Origin of the sequence: Vibrio sp. V33_P6A3T137, from assembly GCF_009904835.1 — a bacterium.
GTDB lineage: Bacteria > Pseudomonadota > Gammaproteobacteria > Enterobacterales > Vibrionaceae > Vibrio > Vibrio metschnikovii.
In genome coordinates this window covers 1-19,285 of the sequence record NZ_WXWK01000068.1, presented here as the reverse complement: position 1 = coordinate 19,285, position 19,285 = coordinate 1, and the positions used below count along the sequence as shown (strand labels likewise).

Genomic DNA, 19,285 nt, shown 5'->3' with positions numbered 1-19,285 from the left:
TCCTAGTTCAATATTTATCTTTTCTTTTTTTAACGAGTTGTGCACCATGTTGAAAATATTATTTGAAATAGAAAACTCTCTTCTCAAAGAATCCCAATGATTAAGAAGGAGATCAACTGTTACATCAGAAAGGTCTATCCAATCTTTCCCTACAATACTAGCGTCCGCAAGTATTTCGGTCTCAGTAATCTCTAATAATCGTTCTTGTCCTTGAGCAACAATTAATTTCCTATTTGGGCGTAAGTTAGTGATGAGTCTCTTCAATAGTCCAAGACTTTCATTTGGCTTATTCACAGGATGTATTCCGCCTAATGGATCATCAAGAACAACTAGTCTAGGAGTATGCACTGAGTCAAGTAGAAAACGTTCTGCCTCGTCAACGTACTGAGTCAATAATACGGAATAACCTTCACCTTGAAATTCTGAAGCGATCCATTTAGCGGTGTTACTTTTTCCAACCCTAGGCCTTCCTGATAGCAGTAGGCTCCCATCTCTTTTTAGCTGCTCAATCCAAGCAACTTCATGATTTCTAATAATATAATTTTTTGGACGATTAGATAGTACAGGACTCTCATTGATATATTGTAAGAAAGGAGCAATTGTGTCTTTTTGAGATGTTTTACCATTCTTTATAATGGTAGCTAGCCCATCGATGGTATGGGGAAACATATCATCTGGAATATAAAAGTTTTTCCTCAATATTCTACGGCAGCTATCAGTAAGATAATTATTGCTTGTGTTATCTAGAATAATCAATCGGGTAAGAGATTCTTTTACATCTTGGGGGCTTACGGATTCAATGAACTGATCAATATGAATTCTACGAGTAATATTTATAGGAGTCTCAGGTAATGAGTGCATATAAGCTTTAACAGCATTTAAAATTAGTTGAGCATCTTTTTGATTGAACAATTTTGCTTTATGTATGTTTCCATCCCATTCGCCTTTAGGAAGATACTTTTGCAATAAATCGTTTGCTCTACCAGACATCACTAATACAGCGCGAGCATTCTTATTTGAAAGAAGGCGTTCAAGTAAAAAATCACTAGTACCGTAAGCTGGAAAATGCCCAAGGCATTCAGCCACTTTGTCATAAGTTACAGGTTCTTCAGAGCCTTTTACCTGAATTTCAAATTGGAGTAATTGACCTGTATCATTGAGGAAAGATAACTCAGCATCTTCTCCTCTGTCAGGTTCAACTAAAAATGTCGTACCATCCTTATCGTAAAATTTTAGGATGTAGTGGATACACACAAGGTCTTGAAAGTCATATTTAACTGGACCAGTTAAGGCTATAGACATAAATAACACACCTAGATAAAAGCCAATATTTATTAGGCAATATCATACAGATAGAGTGGTTGTAGTGGAATGCGTAATTGGTATGGTAACTCTGATGGTTTGGAATAGAAAAAGTTATTCGAAAGCTCAGAGTTTTCAAAGCTTGGTAACACGGAAATGTCCAAAGGTGTGCTGACGAGGTGTAACACAGAAATGCCCCGAAATGTGTTTAGATAGCTGCAAACCTTCATAAGAATAATTTGTGCAACAGGCTGTTGCACAAATCAGTCAGAATCAAAGATGCCCCAAAATAAGCCATCGAACCACACAACAACTCCTAATAGTGAGCAGGTAAATCAAAGTCATATACATGGTGTTGGAAGTTGCCCTTTTCCTCCGTGGACGCCCTCACAGATAAAATATGTGAGGGCGTCCACGGAGGAAAACTAGCTGAATGGGTTGGGGCATGCCACGAGGTGGTCTGTAACGTCGCCAGACTCGATAGGGCAAGCTGATTTGGTTGCTTTTTCTTTTTGCAGCAGCAAGCGTTGACTCGTAGTGAGTTCGGGAGAAAAGTGCAGTGACAGTGTGTTCATGGTCACAGTGCTAGACAGGGAGTAAACTTTCTTGCGGTGATCGGCACGATTTGTCCAGATCGTGTAAGACGCTTTCTCGGCGCAATAGGGGTTAAAGTGCACAGGCACAGAGCAAGCGGCCACCAATGATTTAGCTTGATACACCGCTTCGCGTCGTTTTTTTGCAGGCTGAGCAAAGGTGAAGTAATAACTGGCGCGCTCAAAGCGTTGTGTGGCGCTATTACCGCCAGGCGCAGAAAATACTGGGTGTTCAATTGGAGCGTTGGGTCTTTTACCCCAAATATACTGCCAATAGGCCGTCAGCATTCGTTGAGTTTTGTAGTCCGGTTGATTGGTGACAACGGTATCCTGAGGGCTCTCATAGAGTTCAAATCGACCGTTGCGCACTTCGATTACGCCTGAACAGCCATCTGCATCGGAAAGAGCAAGGTGAAGATGCGATTGTGTGTTAGAGGTGTCTGGTAAAAGCTCCGAGACAATTGTAATGTTGTGAGTGGCAAAATACTGAATAGCTTGCTGGACGCTAGCAAAGCGGTCGAGCACAAACTGAACCCAGCGATTGGCGCTGAGGAACTGACCTTCACCGTCAGTGGGACCATAACTGACATGAGAATCATATAAGCCGTTTACTGCAAGCCCCTCTTCATTTAATCCGTCTACGGCGGCATAACCCTTTTTGTCGCTACCCATGACGGTGGTCAAACTAGCGTATTTAGATGTCCATTGCAGTACCTGCTGCGGAGCAATATGGATTTTTGCCGCTGACTCGGTGCTAAGACCTCGGTTTACCGTGCCCTCAGGGATGGCGTAAAAGTAAGTATTGACGGGCCAATACCAATCCATGTTGCGCGCTGTCACTGGAAATTTATCGTTTAAGTTATTGAATATACGTGTACACATATGCGTTGATATCCTTGTTGTCAATAAGTTAATCAGGTTATCATATATGAGACTTATAGGCATTTAACCCGTGGACGAACATATGGACATAAACGAGCTCGATGGCAGCTTAACACTACGCCTCAAAGTGCTTAAAGGAATGAGTCTAGGGATCGGAAGTTTAGCCGCCTTGCTAGCTATCGGTAACTTTGCTATTAGCCAGAGTTATCTATACGGCACGTTGGAAGGCTTATATGCGCTTTACTCTTGGCATGTTTATCGCCAAATCGATAGGGGAAATGCATACAAGGGCCATAAATACATTATGTCACTGTGCCTGACGTTACTCGTCATTAGTGGCACTTTCCTCAAGCCAACAGTCTATGGTGTATTTTTTTGGTCGCTGGTTTTACCTATTGTTTACTATTTGTTGCTTGGTTACAAAGTGGGCTTTGTAGCGACTGCATGTTTGTTTTTCATCCAGATCGTCAACATTATTTATCAATTTTACCTAGAGCAGTACTTTGACATGTTGACGATGATGATCAATTTCTCCTTTTGTTATTTCAGTATTTCGACGATCGCACATGTGTATGAGTTCAACCGCGAGTCAACGGAAAACAAACTAAGTAAGTTAGCCACACTTGATCCGCTGACTGGAGCTAATAATCGCCTCGCATTGAAGCATCGTTACCAAGCGCTAAAAGTTCAAGGAACATCATACTTTCTATTGGTATTAGATATCGATCACTTTAAAGCCGTCAATGATGAACACGGTCACGATGGCGGAGACTGCGTACTTCAGTCTGTGGTGAAAACGATGGCTCATGTGGTGGGAGGAGAAAATGTGTTTCGCCAAGGGGGAGAGGAATTCTGTATTCTGTTAGCTGGTGTCTCTCAACAACATGCTCTCAAAAATGCGGAGGCCATTCGTCAAGCAATTGATAGGACGCCTGTTTCCTATCTAGGGAGAGCGATCTCTGTCACGGTCAGTATTGGCTTGGCTGAGGCGCATACGTCGAGTTATGTCGATGAAATCGAGCGTGAAGCAGATGCCAATCTTTATAATGCCAAATCACAAGGGCGAAATAGGGTTGTTGCACAACACGATTGAACATCGACCTTCTCTGCTGTCACTTGAGGTTAAAGTACACTTTTATTCATTGATCCTATTGCCCGTTGAAAGCTTGGCTAGATCTGACCGGGCCCTAGTATTGCTGGAGGCTTCACCAAGCATTTTTTCAATACCAAAAGTTATCCGTTTCAAACTAAATTATTAGCATCTCTAACGCAAAAATGTCCAAGAACGAGCCTGCGATCGCAGCCAGCTCAAGTTTTCTCCAAATTTAAACTCCACCTAAAACCGCCATATTCAGGCGGTTTTTTATTAACTTCATTTTGCCAAACCGATCACATTTCAAATCAAAACAAAAAATAAATATACATTTTGTATTGATAAGATTGTGTACGTTTTGTACATTTAATTCATCCCAAGGCAAACCACCTTAGCTCTTTAACAATTTGGACCATGAACGATAACTGCCCTCTTTGGCAAACATGAGGGTAGAGGTCAGCCCAAGCTCCACGAATGGGCGACACAAATTTCGTGAAATAGACTTATGCGCCTCTAGCGGCAACCGGATGTTAGCCCCTATAGATAACGGGTAAAAAAGCTTGGAAGAACCAAGTTGCTAACAGTGCTGGAATGGCTTAACCGAGAGGATGACCCGATAAGCGCATAATCCCGCCTAGTTTCGGCGGTGAGGTAGAAACACAAATCGGCTTTGGTAACAGAGCCAATTTGAAAGCTCTTTAATGTTCGGACAGTGGACTAAGGAAAAGCCGAAAAGCCTAATGAAACTGCGTTAAAGAGCTTTCAAATCACAAGGAGGATTTATGTCAGTGTTTATTAGAAAAGGACTGATTTTCCCAAACTATCGGCCTTCACTTAGCTATAACGAGGCATACAACGTTTTCAACGTTTTGCGCGATGAATGCTGTAAAGGCCTTTACCCAAATCAAAACTTTGTTGTCATGCTCAGTTTCATCTGCCGATTCAAAGATTTTACGTTGGGAGCCAACGTCAGCTTTATGCAAGCCGGAAACGAGGTTCGCACCGATTGCTCTCAGGTTGGCCTCTTTAATCACGGAGTTGTCCCAGATGGAATATATAAAACGAAAGACTGGGAAAACACTTTGACCTTAGAGCTCGTTGGTATTGATTCACTTATAACCACGCGCAAGAGTAATCTTGCCGAGTTATTTAAAGCGTTTTGGGAATCAAACGAAAGCTTCTATCACCTTACAGGCGACATCAATAAAAACCTGATGCCACCCAATAGTGAGTTCGAACAATGGCTGAATGGAAAACTTATCTCATTTTCTCAGGAAGCGCACTTTTCGCTCCAATCTCTTGAAGATAATCAAGGGAAACATCCACAGGCGTTAATTTGTAGCCTTTTAGAAAGTCTGGATACCCTATAACACCAGTAGTCAGTTTTGTGTCTTAAGAAAGCTATATAGATCACGCTGTTTCAAGGGCTTTCAAATTAAAAGGAGGATTTATGCAGGAGCATCGATTCATTTTTAGTAAGCCAAAGCCGTTCATAGCTTATCGTCATTTTGACAGATTGGTGGCCGATATTAGCGGCTTAATGAAATCACAATCCCCTGCCGATATGTTACGGCTAACTCTCTGCTTAGTTGCGAACAACGGACAGATCACCATAGCTGGCTTTGCGGGTTTCTTAAAGCTTGCTGAACACCACAACATAGGCGTTCATTTGCAACTGCCCGCTGTAGTTGATGCATATAACTTACGCGGCATTCCAGAGCATGATCATAACATCACGTTCACTGTATTGGGCATTGAAGTGCTCTCTGGTTCGGCAGAGAAAATTATTGAGCTGGTTACTGCACAGAAAGGAAAAATGAGCTTTATGAATTTCTCCAGCGACATCACTCAACGAACGATGTCGCCAGATTCTTTTAAGCATTGGCTAAAGTATGACGTTTCTAATTTAGCGCTAGACGCAACTTTGCTCCCCGCTCAAGTAGACGTTGATGAGTTGTCTCTTCCTCAATTAGCTCGAAGCGTTCTAGATATTTTTGATACCTATTCTTAATGCTTTCTGACACCCAAATGGTTTGTTTTCTATCTGGGCTATCAGGATTAGTTGCGTAAACACAAGTATCGGCATCAATACAAAGAAGCATCGAGGCATCGGTATCCCATGGATGTGGATTTGTTAAATCAGGGAAAAACTCGAATCTAAACATTTTCATCATTTTAGCGCCTTTGTTTACATGAAATGTTGGGGAATATGATTGTAGCTTGGGCACTAACCCTATAACACCAGTAGTCAGTTTTGTGTTTTAAGAAAGCTATAGAGATCACGTTGTTGGAAGCAATGACAAAAGCCAGAAACTTAGAGTGCTTTGAGTGAGTGATTGTAAATTCCTTTGAATCATTGGTTTTTTAATATAGGCCTTCACTCACATCAAAGCATTCTCTTGATTAGTCATCGTTATGATCATCGGGAAAAATTGACGAGTGACTATCGAAAGTAGTCATTTTGAAAGCAACCTCAGATAGCTGCCATTTACTGCAAAAGCGGGGGCTGGGGAACGAGAGGTTGTTTTCAAAATGCGTGCATTAGCTTAATCGGATAAAGCAGTCCCCCGCCTTTGAAGCAATTGCAAGTGCTTCAATAAGTATGCTAGCTGCAAGGGATACACGGAAAGTTTCTGGTTCGAATCCAGAGTGCGCGATCCCCTTTCTCTAACCACTAACCTACCTATACCAAAAACCCCGCATAAGCGGGGCTATCGGGGAGCGGATAACGACCAAGAAATCCACTCCAACCGCCTAGGCGGTTTGAAGGTAACGACCAATGAACACTGTCCACTGGCGATTGGAGCAACGACCAAGAAGCCCCAACGCAAAGGAGAATAACACTGTGAATATTCTAAATCTAGTACCCGAAGAGCAAGAACAAGCGCTCAACCATTTCATTGATGACGGCTTAACCAGACTTAAATCTAACCGTGAGTTTTGTGGCCTTTCGTTAAGTGGTTTTGTTGATTGGATGTACGAGCAAGATCTTCCCCGAAAAATGATCTATGGGCTTACTCGTAACATCCTAACCGTCCAGTTCGAACCCATGATGAGTAGCCATAAGCTCATTGCTCTTGAAACGTACCAAGAGCATTTCAACGAACTGCTTGAGAAGTACATAGAAATCAATAAGCAAAAAGTTATCCATACCTACCGTGAAAAAATCAACGACCAAATCACAGAGCAACAAATCGCTCAGTTTGAGCTACGTCAGATAGCTAATTTAAATTGAAGGTAAAGACCAATGAACAATTTACAAGTTGCGCAGGAAAACCACGGCGTTTCTGTTCGCCCTGACTCATGGATGAACGGCGATACACTCACCCACTTATGCCGATTGGCAGAAATGATGGCCAGCTCAAAAGTGACCGTTCCTAAACACTTGGCTGGCAATGTTGGCGACTGTCTTGCGGTATCAATGCAGGCCATGCAGTGGGGAATGAACCCATACGCGGTGGCGCAAAAAACGCATATTGTGCATGGCAATTTAGGTTACGAAGGCCAGCTAGTTAATGCCGTGGTGACCTCTATTGCCCCGACTGAAGATCGCCTAGAGTTCGAGTTTTTCGGGCCATGGGAAAACGTTATTGGCAAATTTAACGTTGTCGATGGGCCAAATGGCAAATACACCAAGCCTTCTTGGAGTCCGCAAGATGAAGATGGTATTGGTGTTAAAGTCTACGCAACAATGAAAGGTGAAAGCAAACCAAGAAGTATTGATGTACTTCTAAAGCAATGCTGGCCTAGAAACTCTACGCAATGGGCGACTGACCCACAGCAACAAATCACTTATGTTGCCGTTAAAAAATGGGCAAGACGCTACTGCCCTGACGTCATTCTCGGTGTTTATACACCTGACGAGCTAGAGCCCGTTGATAGCAGGCCAACTGAGCGTGATGTTACCCCTGAAAAACAACCATCAATTTACTCACAGGAAGATTTCGACAAAAACTTTCCAAAATGGAAAGAGAAAATCGAGCTCGGAACCAACACCCCGGAGCGCATCATTGCAATGGTTGAAGCCAAAGGCTCATTGACCGAAGAAATGAAGCAGCGACTATTTGAAATTAAAGCGGGAGAGTAACCATGCAAGTCACTAATATCCAATTTCATAACGTTCAACAAGGCACCGATGCCTGGCATGCTCTTCGTGACACGGTTGATTTCACTGCGTCCGAAGTCTCTGCCGCCCTTGGTTGCTCACCATACAAAACTCGCGATCAACTGATGCATGAGAAAGCCACCGGTATTAAGCCTGAAATCAGTGGTTATCAAGAGAAAATCTTTGCCGATGGTCACCGTTTTGAAGAAATGGCCCGTCCAATTCTTGAAGGCAAACTCGGTGAGGAACTTTATCCAGCTACTATCACCGGAGAGTGTGAGGGGCTTACCCTGCTAGCCTCACTGGATGGCTTAACCATGGATGGCGATGTAGCTTTCGAGCATAAATCCCCAAACAGCAAGCTGATCGCCAAGATTGCAGAGCAAAGCCTAGATACACACTATGTTGTTCAAATGGAGCAGCAGTTAATTTTATCTGGCGCAGCGCTTTGCAAATTCATTGCCAGTGATGGTACCGAGCAAAATTGGCACGAAATGGATTACCGACCTGACGAAGCAGTACAAAGCTGGATGATTTCAGGTTTAAAGCAGTTCAAGGCTGACTTAGCAGAGTACAAGCAAAAGCTAGCAAACGGTGAAATTACCCAAGAAAGCAAGCCAGTAGTCACCGCTGAGGTTATTCAAGATTTACCCGCCGTCACCTATAAAATGAACGGCCTTGCGATCATCAGTAACCTAGATGAGTACAAAGCTAAAGCGCTAGAATTGGTCGAACAATCCAAGAAAAAGCTAGAGACAGACCAAGACTTTGCCAACGCAGAAAGCATGGTTAAGGTCTTTAAGTCTGCAGAAGATAAACTTGGGCTAATGTCTCAGCAGGTTCTCGGTGAAGTCGAAAGCATTGATAGCTTCGTGAAAGACCTTGGCTTTATCAGTGAGAACATTCGCCAAGCGCGTTTAGCGCTCGATAAACAAGTTAAGTCTCGCAAAGAGGAAATCAAAACTGAGCTGGTTCTCAGTGCAAAAAACGAAGTTCAGCAGCTTATTAATGAAGCATCAACAAAGTACAACGCACCGTTTAACGTGAAGTTTGACTTTGCTGCAGCCATTAAAGGTAAGCGCAACATAGAAAGCATGCAGAGCGCCATCAATGACGAACTAGCCAAAGCGAAAGTTGCACTGTCTGAACTAAAAGATGGGGTTCAAGCTAACTTGGATACCATCAATCAACATGGTGAGCACCGCATCTTGTTTAACGACTGGGCGCAAATTGCCTTTAAAGCACCGGAAGACTTTGCAACGCTCGTTAAATTGCGTATCGCTGAGCACAAAGATGCCGAAGAAAAACGTCTTCAAGCAGAACGCGATCGCATCCGTAAAGAAGAGGAAGCCAAAGCGAAAGCAGAAGCCGAGCAAAAAGCGGAAGCGCTGCGCAAAGAGCGAGAAACGGAAGAGCGCCAAAAGGCCCAAGCCCTTGCTCAGCAGCAAGCGAAAGACTCTGCCGTTGATAAAGCAATAGCTGAGGTTCCGCAAGCTCCATCAGAAAATCGACTAGAAGCGGCTAGAAAAGTGTTAGCCGAAGCCGAAAGCGCAGAGGTAAAGCCTTTCAAATCAACGATGAGTATTCTACTTGATGAGAAAGCAAACCCAGAAGCAACCATTACTATCACAACCGGTGAATATGACGAGCTTGTACGTAAGTCAGATTTACTCGATGCCCTATTCGCTGCCGGTGTTGATAACTGGGATGGATACAGCGAAGCAATGGAAATGCTTGAAGCTTCCTAGTCAAACCAAGCCACTTTTTTAGTGGCTTTCTTTTTAAATCAACTTAGGGACTAGCCCCTGAGTGGAGGTAACGACCAATGATCACCGCAAAAGAAGCCTATGCCCTTAGCGGCCCAGATACGTCCGATTATCTTTCTTTTCTTGAAGATAAAATCTTATCCGCAGCAAACAATAAGGCCAAGCAAATTACGATTCGCGAACTGCCTTATGCCCAGTGGCTTTACGATGAAAATTCACTGTCACAAGCCGAGAAATATGCCTTGCGAGTTCTTCGAGAAAACGGATTCAAAGTTAGCCTTTATTACAAAGAGCTTCAATTTGTTGATATGGGCTTAGTTATTGCGTGGGGGTAGTTGTAATGAGCAATGAAGACATTATCGCCAACCTAGCGAATAAGCTCGAGCAATCTGAATCGGATAAAGCAGAGCTAGTCGCAGCATTAAAATCTCTACTTTCAGCAGAGCTATCACGTAACGCCTTATACAGCGCTCGCAGATTACTGGAGAAATACAATCATGCTTAAGAAGACTATCACGTTCTCAGCCGACAAAGTGACTCACCATGGTATTGAGGTGATCGCCGAAGGGGTTCCGGTTGAAGATGTTATCAACTCCATTTCAGAAGATGATGCCGCCGAACATTTTGATACAGAACTCCTACTTAGCGCCATTGGTTACGAGAAAGCCGCAGCTTGGCTTGAAACCATGGGCTACCAAGTCATTTAAGCAAGGTAACGACCAAATTTTAGAAAGAAGGGAAGCGAAGAACGTCTCTTTCCTCTTTCTCTGTATCACCGTTCACTAAATAGAGAGGCGTTTTTATGTCCAAACCAGAATCAGGGAACCTCAGCATTGAGGACCGTACCACCAATTTTCCAAAGCTAATGCAAGAGCTCGATGGCGGGGTTATTTCTAACTTTGTCGGTTTAGCTCTATCGAACGTTGCGCGAGCTGTCTCGTACAGTGATAAACAAGGCAATGTGAAAATCGATTTAAAACTAAAACCCATGGGTACCAATAATGAAATGGTAGAAATTACCGTCAACATGTCGGTGAAAGAACCCAAGACAGGTTTTGGTACTAAAAATGAAGATTTTCAGTACACCTCAATCGCATTTGTAGGTAAAGGCGGCAAGCTTACCTACGATCGCCCCAAAGAAGATATTCGCGGCCAGCTCATCTTTGATGATTCCAAACAGCTTCGCGAAGTACGTTAACCCCTCCCCCTGAATAGTAAAGAGAGAAAAACCATGAGTATGGACAAAACCGCCATTCAACAAATCCAAGAAGCCGGTAATGCGAAAGAGTTTTTAAATCAATTGGCAAAAGCTGACTTTCCAGTTGCCGCCCTGCCTGAGTCGTTCAATATACACGATTTAGAAAAATTCATGCCACACCGTAACCTGTTCCGTGGCGTCATGGAAACGAGCAATATTGCTGAGTTTGTGCGGTACCATGAAGAGTTTCAAATCGAGGGTAATCAGTGTTTCATAGGGATGGAGCGCATGTCAGCCATCACGATCTTCGATATTGGAACCATGCAGAAACCCGGTCACTGTAAGCACCAAGCCAAATTAAACCTGCGTAAAACGGCATCATATAAAGCACTTCTAGAAATCAATGGGGAGCGCCTAAATCAGAAAAAGCTGGCTGAATGGATTGAAGATTACAGCGAACTGATCAAAGTGTTTTCAACTACGGGTGAGCTTATTGAAAATTCCGTGGCTTCTGCAGCAGTGCGTAACATGAAATTCGAAGCTAAATCTGGTCGCGAATCCAACGTAGATGATTTTAGTCACCATCAATCAGAATACGAGTCCATTGCTGTTCGCACTAAAGAAGAGTTTCCCATGCCAGCGGTGTTTAAATTCTCTTGTGAGCCTTATTTGGGATTAAATGAGCGCCACTTTGAACTACGCATGAGCACTATTGGCAACGAAACATTAATTCTACGTATCAAAAAGCTCGAACAGCATGAAGAAGAAATGGGCGAAGAGTTTAAAGAGAAACTGACCAGCCAGTTTATTGATGACGACATCGTCATTACAACGTTTATCGGCTCATTCTCCTACTAATATCGTCTAAGCCCTCAACAGAGGGCTTTCATTAAGGTAACGACCAAATGATACAGCCTAACGAAATAGTTGTAGATAATTTTGCCGGAGGCGGCGGAGCATCCACTGGCATGGAACTTGGCCTCAACCGTCACGTTGATATTGCGATAAATCACGATCCCGAAGCGATTGATATGCACAAAACGAATCACCCAGAAACTAAGCACTATTGCGAGTCGGTTTGGGATGTTGATCCAGCCGAAGCATGCGAAGGCCGTCCGGTTGGTTTGGCTTGGTTTTCGCCGGATTGTAAGCACTTCTCTAAAGCCAAGGGTAATCGACCCGTTGATAAAAATATTCGCGGCCTTGCTTGGGTTGCTATTCGGTGGGCCGCACTTGTGCCGGTTCGCATCATCATGCTTGAGAACGTTGAAGAGTTTATGACTTGGGGGCCAGTTGTTGAAGTTGAGCCCGGCAAGTTTAAACCATGTTCTGAGCGTAAAGGGGAAACGTTCGAGGCCTTTGTAAAGGCACTAACAACTGGATTGGAAAGAGAACACCCAGCATGGGAAGAAATACGCTATGCGCTAGGAGAGGGCTTTCCGTATGAAAAACTTGAAAAAGGGCTTGGCTATAAAGTTGAGTATCGAGTTTTAAGCGCTTGCGATTACGGTGCGCCAACCATTCGTAAGCGTTTCTTCTTAGTAGCAAGAAATGACAACAAACCGATTGATTGGCCAGCACCCACACACGGCCCGAAAGGCTCAGGATTAATCCCTTACGCGACTGCGGCAGACATTATTGACTGGTCAATCCCTGTTAAATCAATATTCGGAAGAAAAAAACCACTTGCCGAAAAAACAATGGAGCGCATCGCCAAGGGGCTGGAAAAGTTTGTCTTTAGTTCTGATTCGCCTTTCATTGTTAACGACGAATGCGCATTTATTGCCAAGCACTACACAGGCGTTACTGGTTCAGATTTAAGAGAGCCATTAGCGACCGTTACAACGACTGATCATAACGCACTAGTTATGGCATTCATGACAAAGTTCAGAGCTGGTAGTGTTGGATATGAGATTGATAGTCCTGTTCATACCATCACATCCGGTGGCGAACAAAAAAGACCTGGCACAGCAAATACGCAAGCACTAGTTACCAGCCACATGGTTAAACTACGTGGTACAAACGTAGGTCACCCAACAGATGAACCGCTGCATACCATTTCAGCCGGTGGTTTTCACCTTGGTGAAGTTAGAGCCTTTCTTATCAAATATTACGGCACTAGTTTTGGTGAAGATCTTCAATCGCCAATCGGCACTGTAACAACAAAAGACCGTTTTGGTTTAGTCACAGTTCGCGGTGAGCAGTATCAAATTGTTGATATCGGTATGCGTATGCTTGAGCCACATGAGTTATTTTCAGCTCAAGGTTTCCCGTCTGATTACAAAATTACTCATAACTCACAAGGCAAGAAAATAAGCAAAGCAAGCCAAGTGGCAAGATGCGGTAATGCGGTATGTCCTCCGGTTGCTCAAGCGCTTGTTGAAGCGAATTTGCAGCCATTATCTAAACAAAAAGCAGCATAGGTAACGACCAATGAACCACTACGCCAAGGCTTTAGCCGAAACCCAAAGCCGATCAAACCACAAACTAAAGGAAATTGGCGATCAATGGCAAACCCCAAAAGCAATTGCTTGGGGGTTATTCAGTACCTTTAGTGCTCGTCTCGGCTCAATTGTCATTGATGTCTTCGCAGACGATTGCAATACCCTTTTACCGAATTACTACACCGCCGCCGATAACGCTCTTACCCAAAACTTAGCCGCTGATTTAAGAAAGATTGGCGGTAGCGCCGCCTACGGTAACCCGCCCTATTCTCGTCCCTGTTTCGATGATGACGAGAACGCCATCACAGGCATGGAACACATCATTGAATGGTGTCGAAAGCAGCGTGATGAAGGCGCGAAAATCATGCTGCTTATCAAGGCAGCAACGTCAGAATCTTGGTGGCCAGAAGATGCGGATTTTATCCAATTCATTAAAGGTCGTGTTGGATTTGAAGCGCCTGATTGGTTTGTGCCAGAAACAGAAAAAGACAAGCCAAGCTCCGCAGGCTTCCCCTCTGCCGTGGTCATCTTTGACAAGTCTTGGGCATGGGAACGCCGACCAATAGAGCGCCTAAGCCGTGATGATTTAATCGCACAAGGTAACGTTATCTTAGAAATGATGAATAAGCAGGTGGCAGCATGAAAGTAAAGCCGATGATATTCAATTCCGAAATGGTGAAAGCGATTCTCGATGGGCGCAAGGCTGTTACGCGTCGCCCTGTTAAAGTTGACTACGAGCGAGGAATGAACGGTCCTGTGGTAAGAGGGAAAAACGGTGAGGTATCCGTCCTTAGCTTTGCTCCTATTGCTGGGCTTTGCCCATTCGGTAATGTTGGTGATTTGATTTATGTTCGTGAGACATTTCGCTTATTCAATAATTCAGATGAGTGTGGGTGCTCAGATCATTGCTCATGCCCACCGACAGGAACGCCAATTTATTTAGCGACAAGTGGCGATGACTCAGAAAGCAAATGGACTCCATCAATCCACATGCCCCGAAGCGTAAACCGACTTACTTTAAAGGTCACCGGTGTTCATATTGAGAAGCTAAACGATCTACGCAAGAGCGAAGAGCAAATCAAAAAAGAAGGATTTGAAAACTGGCCGCGCTTTAAACACGTTTGGGAAAGCATCTACGGACAAAGCAACCCGAATGATTATGTGTGGGTAATTGAGTTCGAAGTTATTCACCAAAACGTTGATAAGTATCTTGAGTCGATTGGGGAGGCAGCATGAAAACACTAAACATTCCAACCGAAAAAGGCCGCGCTGATGTTCCGGCCTTTTTTGTTAATGGGGTTAACGGTCTATGCGTAACAATGGTTCAATTCGGGAGTTTTGAAGTTACTCACACCAAATCAGGACACAAGGTCATCGGTGGATTTGAGCGATTTGCCAATGCTGTTTATCACATGCTCTCGATTTATCTAGCTATGCAAGAGGCAGGGATTGAACCCGATTCCGATATGGATCTGCTAAAGAAACAAATCATTGAATCAGAGCACAAGTGCAAGCATTTAGATCGCTTATCCATTAAAGGTTACATCAACATTATAAAACCAATAATGGGGTTTAGCGGCGAGTTTCCTTGGGAGGGTGATGATGAAAGTCCGCATGCCAAGGTTGAAGATCTGATGAAGAAAATTGAAGGTCTGAAAAATGAAAATCCGACTAATCCCTGAGCTTAACAACAAAGCCATTGATGCCATTCACATTTGCTATACCCGCCGCACCCCTTATCAACATGACGGAAAGTCCTACCTTGTTACCGAACTCAAAGCCATTGGCAAGGGCAAGGATACTCGCTTAGAAGCTGAACTTAAGCCTGTTTTCGGTCATTAAATCACGGAGTCAGAACGATGAAAGACGTGAATAAAAAACTACGCGAACTCGCCGTTCGTCACGCTGAAATATCTCAAGAAATAAAGGGATGCCAATCTCGGCGTGAAGCCAACTTGCTCCACTGCCACCCATCACCAGATGAAGACTTTGAAAAAGATAAGGTCGGTAATGAGAGCTGCTTCAATGTTGCGTATCGATGGGTAAAAGAAGACCGTGAAAATGTTGATGGTTATAACGATGGCTATGCTTATCCAACTGAGTTTTCTGGATTTGATGAAGTAATCCTAAATTACGGATGCGCTAACTGCCAAGAAGCTTACAAGTTAAAAGTAAAAATCGGCAAACTCAAACAAGAGCGTGGCCGCATCCACTCAGCAATTACAAACATAGGTAAAGCACTATGAACGACCAAATCATCTCAATCCCAGTCCCTGCCGACATCGGCGATGACGAAACACTGCGCGACTACGCGCTACGCAAAGAAGCGGAATGCAATGAACTACGCGAACGCGTTGCAACGTTGCGTGAAACCATAAGCGAAGCTTGCATGATGAACGACGCAGAAAGAGTTTCAGAAAAGCTAGCTAACGCATTATCAATTTGACAGTCCCTGCACTCTCCTTGCGGCAAGCCTATGCTGGTTCCATGGGAGAGCGCTATGAACATACCTTTAATGCTGCTGATCATTATTCTAACCCTACACCTTGTGACCTTTATTATGGGAGTCAGGTAAGACAGCCCCTGCTTTAGCAAGGTCCACTAGCTACATTGCTATCAACGCTGGGAGGTCACTCAATGCAATGTAGCCACTGCAAAAAAAACGCTATTACATCAAAACCGGAATCACTTTGTGAAGATTGTGCGCTAGACACCGCGCTTTCACTTCTTGCTGTATGTAGGTTGAGTGAGCAATCAATTCATGCGCTCATTCAATCCGGTTTCAATATGCCAGTGATCACCGATCGCCATTATTCCGCAACCGATATAGCAAAAGAGCTAGGAATATCCGCACAGAGAGTCGGCAAGATAGCCAATGCCAACCGCCTCAAAACAGCAGATTACGGTCAATGGAGGCTAAGTCAGGCAGCAAACAGCAGCAAACAAATCGAAACCTTTTTCTACAATGATAAGGGACGAGAAAAGCTCAAACAATTATTGAGGTAACGACCATGGAAATAAACAACGACCATACCAATGCAAGAAGAGTTCACCAAGGCACTAACGGAGGTAAAGCTTACCAAGCAAAATGCTATCAGCACTGGGCATCGGTACGCTTTCATGTTGAGTTGGCCTATTTAACTGAAAAGTCTTACGCCGGTGCGGCTCGAGAACTTAATCGAAAAAGAGTGCCAACTATGAAGGAAAACTCTCAGTGGTATGCACAAACCGTGAAGGATGCGCTCGAACATTACGGTGCTATTGATTCACACAGTAGTGACGACCAAATCGCGGCGATGACGCACTCAACGCCAGTTATATGATGCTTGAATAATACCGAGAAGGTGAAACTCATGGATAACCAATTCAAACCATTTATTACCGATAAAGAAATAAAATCCACTTTTGGTATCAGCCAGCCAACGCTTTGGCGCTGGACGAAGAACTTAGGTTTCCCGCCACCAATTGAGGGAATGAAGGGCCGACGCTCGTACCAAAAAGTGATTGAGTGGGCAAAGGAAAAAGGAATAGCTTAATTAGGCTCCCCCTTATGGTTAAACGACGATGAGGGGGAAATAAAAAATGGCATGATGTTACGAGTGACTTTCCTACGCTAAATCATGCGAAAACTCTTTGTGAACTTTTTCTTTCTTGAGGCGTTTGTTAGCCGTTTTTACCAAACCTACTGTTTCGTAAGCATCAACCGTCGCAAATCTCGCTCCGAACGCATAACAAAAAGAATACGAACCTTTTCATCATCATATTTGTAGGAAATACGACACGGATTTACAACGACCTCACGATAATTGAGGTGCTCTAGTTCTGGAGGAATACGTCCAGACTCCGGAAAATCAACCAAACGTTCAACTTTTTCGAAAACGGTTTGCACCCGTTTTTTAGTAGCCACGACATTTTCAAGCGCGATATATTCAGCAATATCATTCAGATCGGATAGAGCCGGCTCTGTCCAAATTATTTCAACCATTTTGACATTCTGTCCTTCACATCTTGATGGCTGACCACTTTACTATCCGCTAGAGCTCGCTCGCCACGAGCAATACCTTCGAGGATCGCTAAACGATTTTGCATAAATTCATAATCGTCTACATCAATCAGGTAAGCTGACGGTTTTCCGTGCTCAGTTATTAATACTGGTTCTTTAGTATCATGAAGATCGGCAAGAATCTTAGTGGCCTGACGTTTTAGTGACGTCACTAGTTCTACTTTCATTTGAGCTGCTCCAAAGAAACACTAAAGTGATACTATTCTATCACTCTGAGCACACAAGCTTTCAAATGACTAACGTCCGTTTAAGGGGCTGACAACGCTCCTACCAAGCTTCCTTATAGCATCGTAACCACAAAAACCAACGCATGATAAAAATGCCACGCGTTGGCTGTCCCTCTTAAACTTTGTTATGCGAATTAATGGAAAAAGAGTCTATGCGGCGTTAGAAAAATGAACTACTCGCACTTTCAGTTTACTGTCTATAGCCAAGTTTAACGGCACAGGTTTTAGATGCAGTCGTCATTGTAAGGCTGGGTTTCATATTTTCCGAATGACAAATAGGTACAATATAAACCGTATCGCCTTTCGTAGGGTATTGGGCATTTTGGTCAGTAACAACGTGCCCACCGACGAGACGGAAACTACAGGCTTGTCCAGTAGCGCTCTGCATTGGCGCAGGAGTACCACACTTACCGCTGTATAACTGAATCCAGGAACTGTAGTCGCCAGGGATATCATCCCCTGTGGATCCGATTACATTCCAAAAATCCGTGCCCGCTGCAAAGTCAGTTGTTCCAAGGTACGTTGACTGTACCATCGCTTGCATTTTCTCATCAGTATTGAGAGAGTTACAGGCACTGAGCGTTACTACTGCGGTTAGTAATAGTGTTTGACGAGTTAATTTATAATCAATCATTACTGTTGGCCTTTATTTACCAGCAGCGTATAAAAATAATCCTACACTCTGCTGGCCTTAATTTTAATTACGCCATTACAGCAGGCGCCATTTTGACTAACTAGTAGTTAAATTAAAACTACGCAGTTACTTCTTCTAGCAGATCTATGTTTTTTGCAAGTATTGTTGCGAAATCGCCAAGCTCAATATCCATAACGTACTTCTCGGCTCTATCTCCGAGCTTTTCGATAATTTGATTACGAACACGTGCATAAACATCATCAACCAATTCGGCTTTCCGTGCAGACCCCCAAAGCTCCGTACTTGTATCTTTCCAGGTGAACCAAAGGAATCGATGTACATGTTCGGTAGCCTTGAAAAACATACAGGCTGAGGTCATAACAACATTGTTTCCACTGTAAGTACAGGGGCCGATCTGGAAGTTCGCATCTTCTTTGGGATTGGAGACACTATCAAATAGATTTGCAGCATCTTCATTATCCTTAGAGGACAATGACTCGAGAACCGCGCTCATCATACCTGCAGCAGAAACATCTACTTTCTGTATTAGTTTGATAACTTCTTTAGATATTTCAAAACCTTTACTAGACGTTTGTATTTGTGAATAATCCCAACTAGAAAAATTCCAGCCAATATTATTTAGAACTTCATTGTATTTTTTGTACCACTCAATAGATTCTTTTTCAGGGTTAAACTTAGCTGTGGCGGCTAGTTGTGCAAAAAGAGTGGAGTTTAATACATCGGATTTTAGTTGTTCGGGTAAGTCTTTAGTAAAAGAAACAACAGAGTTAGCACTAACATTTGCTGATTCTTTGTCTTCTTGCCTAACCACTGTAGTTCTGCGAGCTGCTTTCTTTGGAACTATAGCTGAGTCAAGATTTGCCAGCTCTAGTGATTCGATATAGCTTTGAATACTTTTTAAATCTTTCATTTTTATTTCCTTACCTAGCGTTTCTTAAAATGGAAAGTATGCATATA

General features: G+C 43.4%; 27 protein-coding genes. 21 read left to right on the top strand and 6 right to left on the bottom strand.

Annotated elements, in window-relative coordinates:
• Together CAG60_RS06575 and CAG60_RS06570 are read right to left on the bottom strand one after the other, a co-directional pair.
• On the bottom strand, positions 1-1,302 hold a 1,302-nt coding region (locus CAG60_RS06575), incomplete at its 3' end, for a hypothetical protein (RefSeq protein ID WP_202598535.1).
• Between the two features lie 425 nt (positions 1,303-1,727).
• Positions 1,728-2,777: a linear amide C-N hydrolase gene (locus CAG60_RS06570; protein ID WP_161438548.1), complete on the bottom strand. Its 1,050-nt coding sequence runs from the start codon at positions 2,775-2,777 to the stop codon at positions 1,728-1,730.
• A gap of 70 nt (positions 2,778-2,847) precedes the next feature.
• On the opposite strand from CAG60_RS06570, the gene CAG60_RS06565 reads away from it, so the two are divergent.
• From CAG60_RS06565 to CAG60_RS06465, 21 genes are all read left to right on the top strand, one after another.
• Positions 2,848-3,870 (top strand): GGDEF domain-containing protein, encoded by a 1,023-nt coding sequence (locus tag CAG60_RS06565; protein ID WP_337247090.1) that lies wholly within the window; start codon positions 2,848-2,850, stop codon positions 3,868-3,870.
• A gap of 782 nt (positions 3,871-4,652) precedes the next feature.
• The gene (locus CAG60_RS06560; RefSeq protein ID WP_161438547.1) at positions 4,653-5,240 is read left to right on the top strand and encodes a hypothetical protein; all 588 of its coding nucleotides are present in this window, start codon (positions 4,653-4,655) and stop codon (positions 5,238-5,240) included.
• 80 nt (positions 5,241-5,320) lie between these two features.
• On the top strand, positions 5,321-5,881 hold the full coding sequence (locus CAG60_RS06555) for a hypothetical protein (protein ID WP_161438546.1): 561 nt from the start codon (positions 5,321-5,323) through the stop codon (positions 5,879-5,881).
• 834 nt (positions 5,882-6,715) lie between these two features.
• A complete protein-coding gene (locus tag CAG60_RS06550) occupies positions 6,716-7,105 on the top strand; it encodes a hypothetical protein (RefSeq protein ID WP_161438545.1) in 390 nt (129 codons plus the stop codon).
• Positions 7,106-7,117: 12 nt separating this feature from the next.
• Positions 7,118-7,957, top strand: a complete 840-nt coding sequence (locus tag CAG60_RS06545; RefSeq protein WP_161438544.1) for a RecT family recombinase — start codon at positions 7,118-7,120, stop codon at positions 7,955-7,957.
• 2 nt (positions 7,958-7,959) lie between these two features.
• Entirely contained in the window at positions 7,960-9,723 is a 1,764-nt protein-coding gene (locus tag CAG60_RS06540) for a lambda-exonuclease family protein (protein ID WP_161438543.1), read from the top strand.
• A gap of 77 nt (positions 9,724-9,800) precedes the next feature.
• Positions 9,801-10,076, top strand: a complete 276-nt coding sequence (locus tag CAG60_RS06535) for a hypothetical protein (RefSeq protein ID WP_161438542.1) — start codon at positions 9,801-9,803, stop codon at positions 10,074-10,076.
• A gap of 5 nt (positions 10,077-10,081) precedes the next feature.
• Positions 10,082-10,246 (top strand): hypothetical protein, encoded by a 165-nt coding sequence (locus CAG60_RS06530; RefSeq protein WP_161438541.1) that lies wholly within the window; start codon positions 10,082-10,084, stop codon positions 10,244-10,246.
• Positions 10,239-10,448 carry a hypothetical protein gene (locus CAG60_RS06525; RefSeq protein ID WP_161438540.1) on the top strand — a complete coding sequence of 70 codons (210 nt, stop codon included), beginning with the start codon at positions 10,239-10,241 and terminating at the stop codon, positions 10,446-10,448. The genes CAG60_RS06530 and CAG60_RS06525 overlap by 8 nt, the downstream gene beginning before the upstream one ends.
• 95 nt (positions 10,449-10,543) lie before the next feature.
• Positions 10,544-10,939: a hypothetical protein gene (locus CAG60_RS06520; protein ID WP_161438539.1), complete on the top strand. Its 396-nt coding sequence runs from the start codon at positions 10,544-10,546 to the stop codon at positions 10,937-10,939.
• A gap of 33 nt (positions 10,940-10,972) precedes the next feature.
• Positions 10,973-11,797, top strand: a complete 825-nt coding sequence (locus CAG60_RS06515) for a DUF2303 family protein (RefSeq protein WP_237667756.1) — start codon at positions 10,973-10,975, stop codon at positions 11,795-11,797.
• Between the two features lie 47 nt (positions 11,798-11,844).
• Positions 11,845-13,362: a DNA cytosine methyltransferase gene (locus CAG60_RS06510; RefSeq protein ID WP_161426226.1), complete on the top strand. Its 1,518-nt coding sequence runs from the start codon at positions 11,845-11,847 to the stop codon at positions 13,360-13,362.
• A 10-nt stretch (positions 13,363-13,372) separates the two neighbouring features.
• Positions 13,373-14,026 (top strand): phage N-6-adenine-methyltransferase, encoded by a 654-nt coding sequence (locus CAG60_RS06505; RefSeq protein WP_161426227.1) that lies wholly within the window; start codon positions 13,373-13,375, stop codon positions 14,024-14,026.
• Positions 14,023-14,619 carry an ASCH domain-containing protein gene (locus CAG60_RS06500; RefSeq protein ID WP_161438538.1) on the top strand — a complete coding sequence of 199 codons (597 nt, stop codon included), beginning with the start codon at positions 14,023-14,025 and terminating at the stop codon, positions 14,617-14,619. The genes CAG60_RS06505 and CAG60_RS06500 overlap by 4 nt, the downstream gene beginning before the upstream one ends.
• Positions 14,616-15,065, top strand: a complete 450-nt coding sequence (locus tag CAG60_RS06495; protein WP_161426229.1) for a hypothetical protein — start codon at positions 14,616-14,618, stop codon at positions 15,063-15,065. The genes CAG60_RS06500 and CAG60_RS06495 overlap by 4 nt, the downstream gene beginning before the upstream one ends.
• The gene (locus CAG60_RS06490) at positions 15,043-15,225 is read left to right on the top strand and encodes a hypothetical protein (protein ID WP_161426230.1); all 183 of its coding nucleotides are present in this window, start codon (positions 15,043-15,045) and stop codon (positions 15,223-15,225) included. Before CAG60_RS06495 ends, CAG60_RS06490 begins: the two co-directional genes overlap by 23 nt.
• 17 nt (positions 15,226-15,242) lie before the next feature.
• Positions 15,243-15,629, top strand: coding sequence for a hypothetical protein (locus CAG60_RS06485; protein WP_161426231.1), 387 nt, complete (start codon positions 15,243-15,245; stop codon positions 15,627-15,629).
• Complete coding sequence (locus CAG60_RS06480; protein ID WP_161426232.1) at positions 15,626-15,829, top strand: hypothetical protein; 204 nt, start codon at positions 15,626-15,628, stop codon at positions 15,827-15,829. Before CAG60_RS06485 ends, CAG60_RS06480 begins: the two co-directional genes overlap by 4 nt.
• Positions 15,830-16,020: 191 nt before the next feature.
• Positions 16,021-16,389: a hypothetical protein gene (locus CAG60_RS06475; protein WP_161426233.1), complete on the top strand. Its 369-nt coding sequence runs from the start codon at positions 16,021-16,023 to the stop codon at positions 16,387-16,389.
• A 5-nt stretch (positions 16,390-16,394) separates the two neighbouring features.
• Positions 16,395-16,706 (top strand): hypothetical protein, encoded by a 312-nt coding sequence (locus tag CAG60_RS06470; protein WP_161438537.1) that lies wholly within the window; start codon positions 16,395-16,397, stop codon positions 16,704-16,706.
• 30 nt (positions 16,707-16,736) lie between these two features.
• Positions 16,737-16,919, top strand: coding sequence for a helix-turn-helix transcriptional regulator (locus CAG60_RS06465; RefSeq protein WP_110167348.1), 183 nt, complete (start codon positions 16,737-16,739; stop codon positions 16,917-16,919).
• Positions 16,920-17,065: 146 nt separating this feature from the next.
• On the opposite strand, the gene CAG60_RS06460 is transcribed toward CAG60_RS06465, so the two are convergent.
• The 4 genes from CAG60_RS06460 to CAG60_RS06445 all read right to left on the bottom strand — a co-directional run bounded on the left by CAG60_RS06460 (position 17,066) and on the right by CAG60_RS06445 (position 19,238).
• Positions 17,066-17,368: a type II toxin-antitoxin system RelE/ParE family toxin gene (locus CAG60_RS06460; RefSeq protein WP_161426235.1), complete on the bottom strand. Its 303-nt coding sequence runs from the start codon at positions 17,366-17,368 to the stop codon at positions 17,066-17,068.
• Positions 17,356-17,613, bottom strand: a complete 258-nt coding sequence (locus CAG60_RS06455; protein ID WP_161426236.1) for a type II toxin-antitoxin system Phd/YefM family antitoxin — start codon at positions 17,611-17,613, stop codon at positions 17,356-17,358. Before CAG60_RS06455 ends, CAG60_RS06460 begins: the two co-directional genes overlap by 13 nt.
• Before the next feature lie 250 nt (positions 17,614-17,863).
• Positions 17,864-18,307 (bottom strand): hypothetical protein, encoded by a 444-nt coding sequence (locus tag CAG60_RS06450; protein WP_161426237.1) that lies wholly within the window; start codon positions 18,305-18,307, stop codon positions 17,864-17,866.
• Positions 18,308-18,425: 118 nt separating this feature from the next.
• Positions 18,426-19,238, bottom strand: a complete 813-nt coding sequence (locus CAG60_RS06445; protein WP_161426238.1) for a hypothetical protein — start codon at positions 19,236-19,238, stop codon at positions 18,426-18,428.
• Positions 19,239-19,285 lie beyond the last annotated feature (47 nt).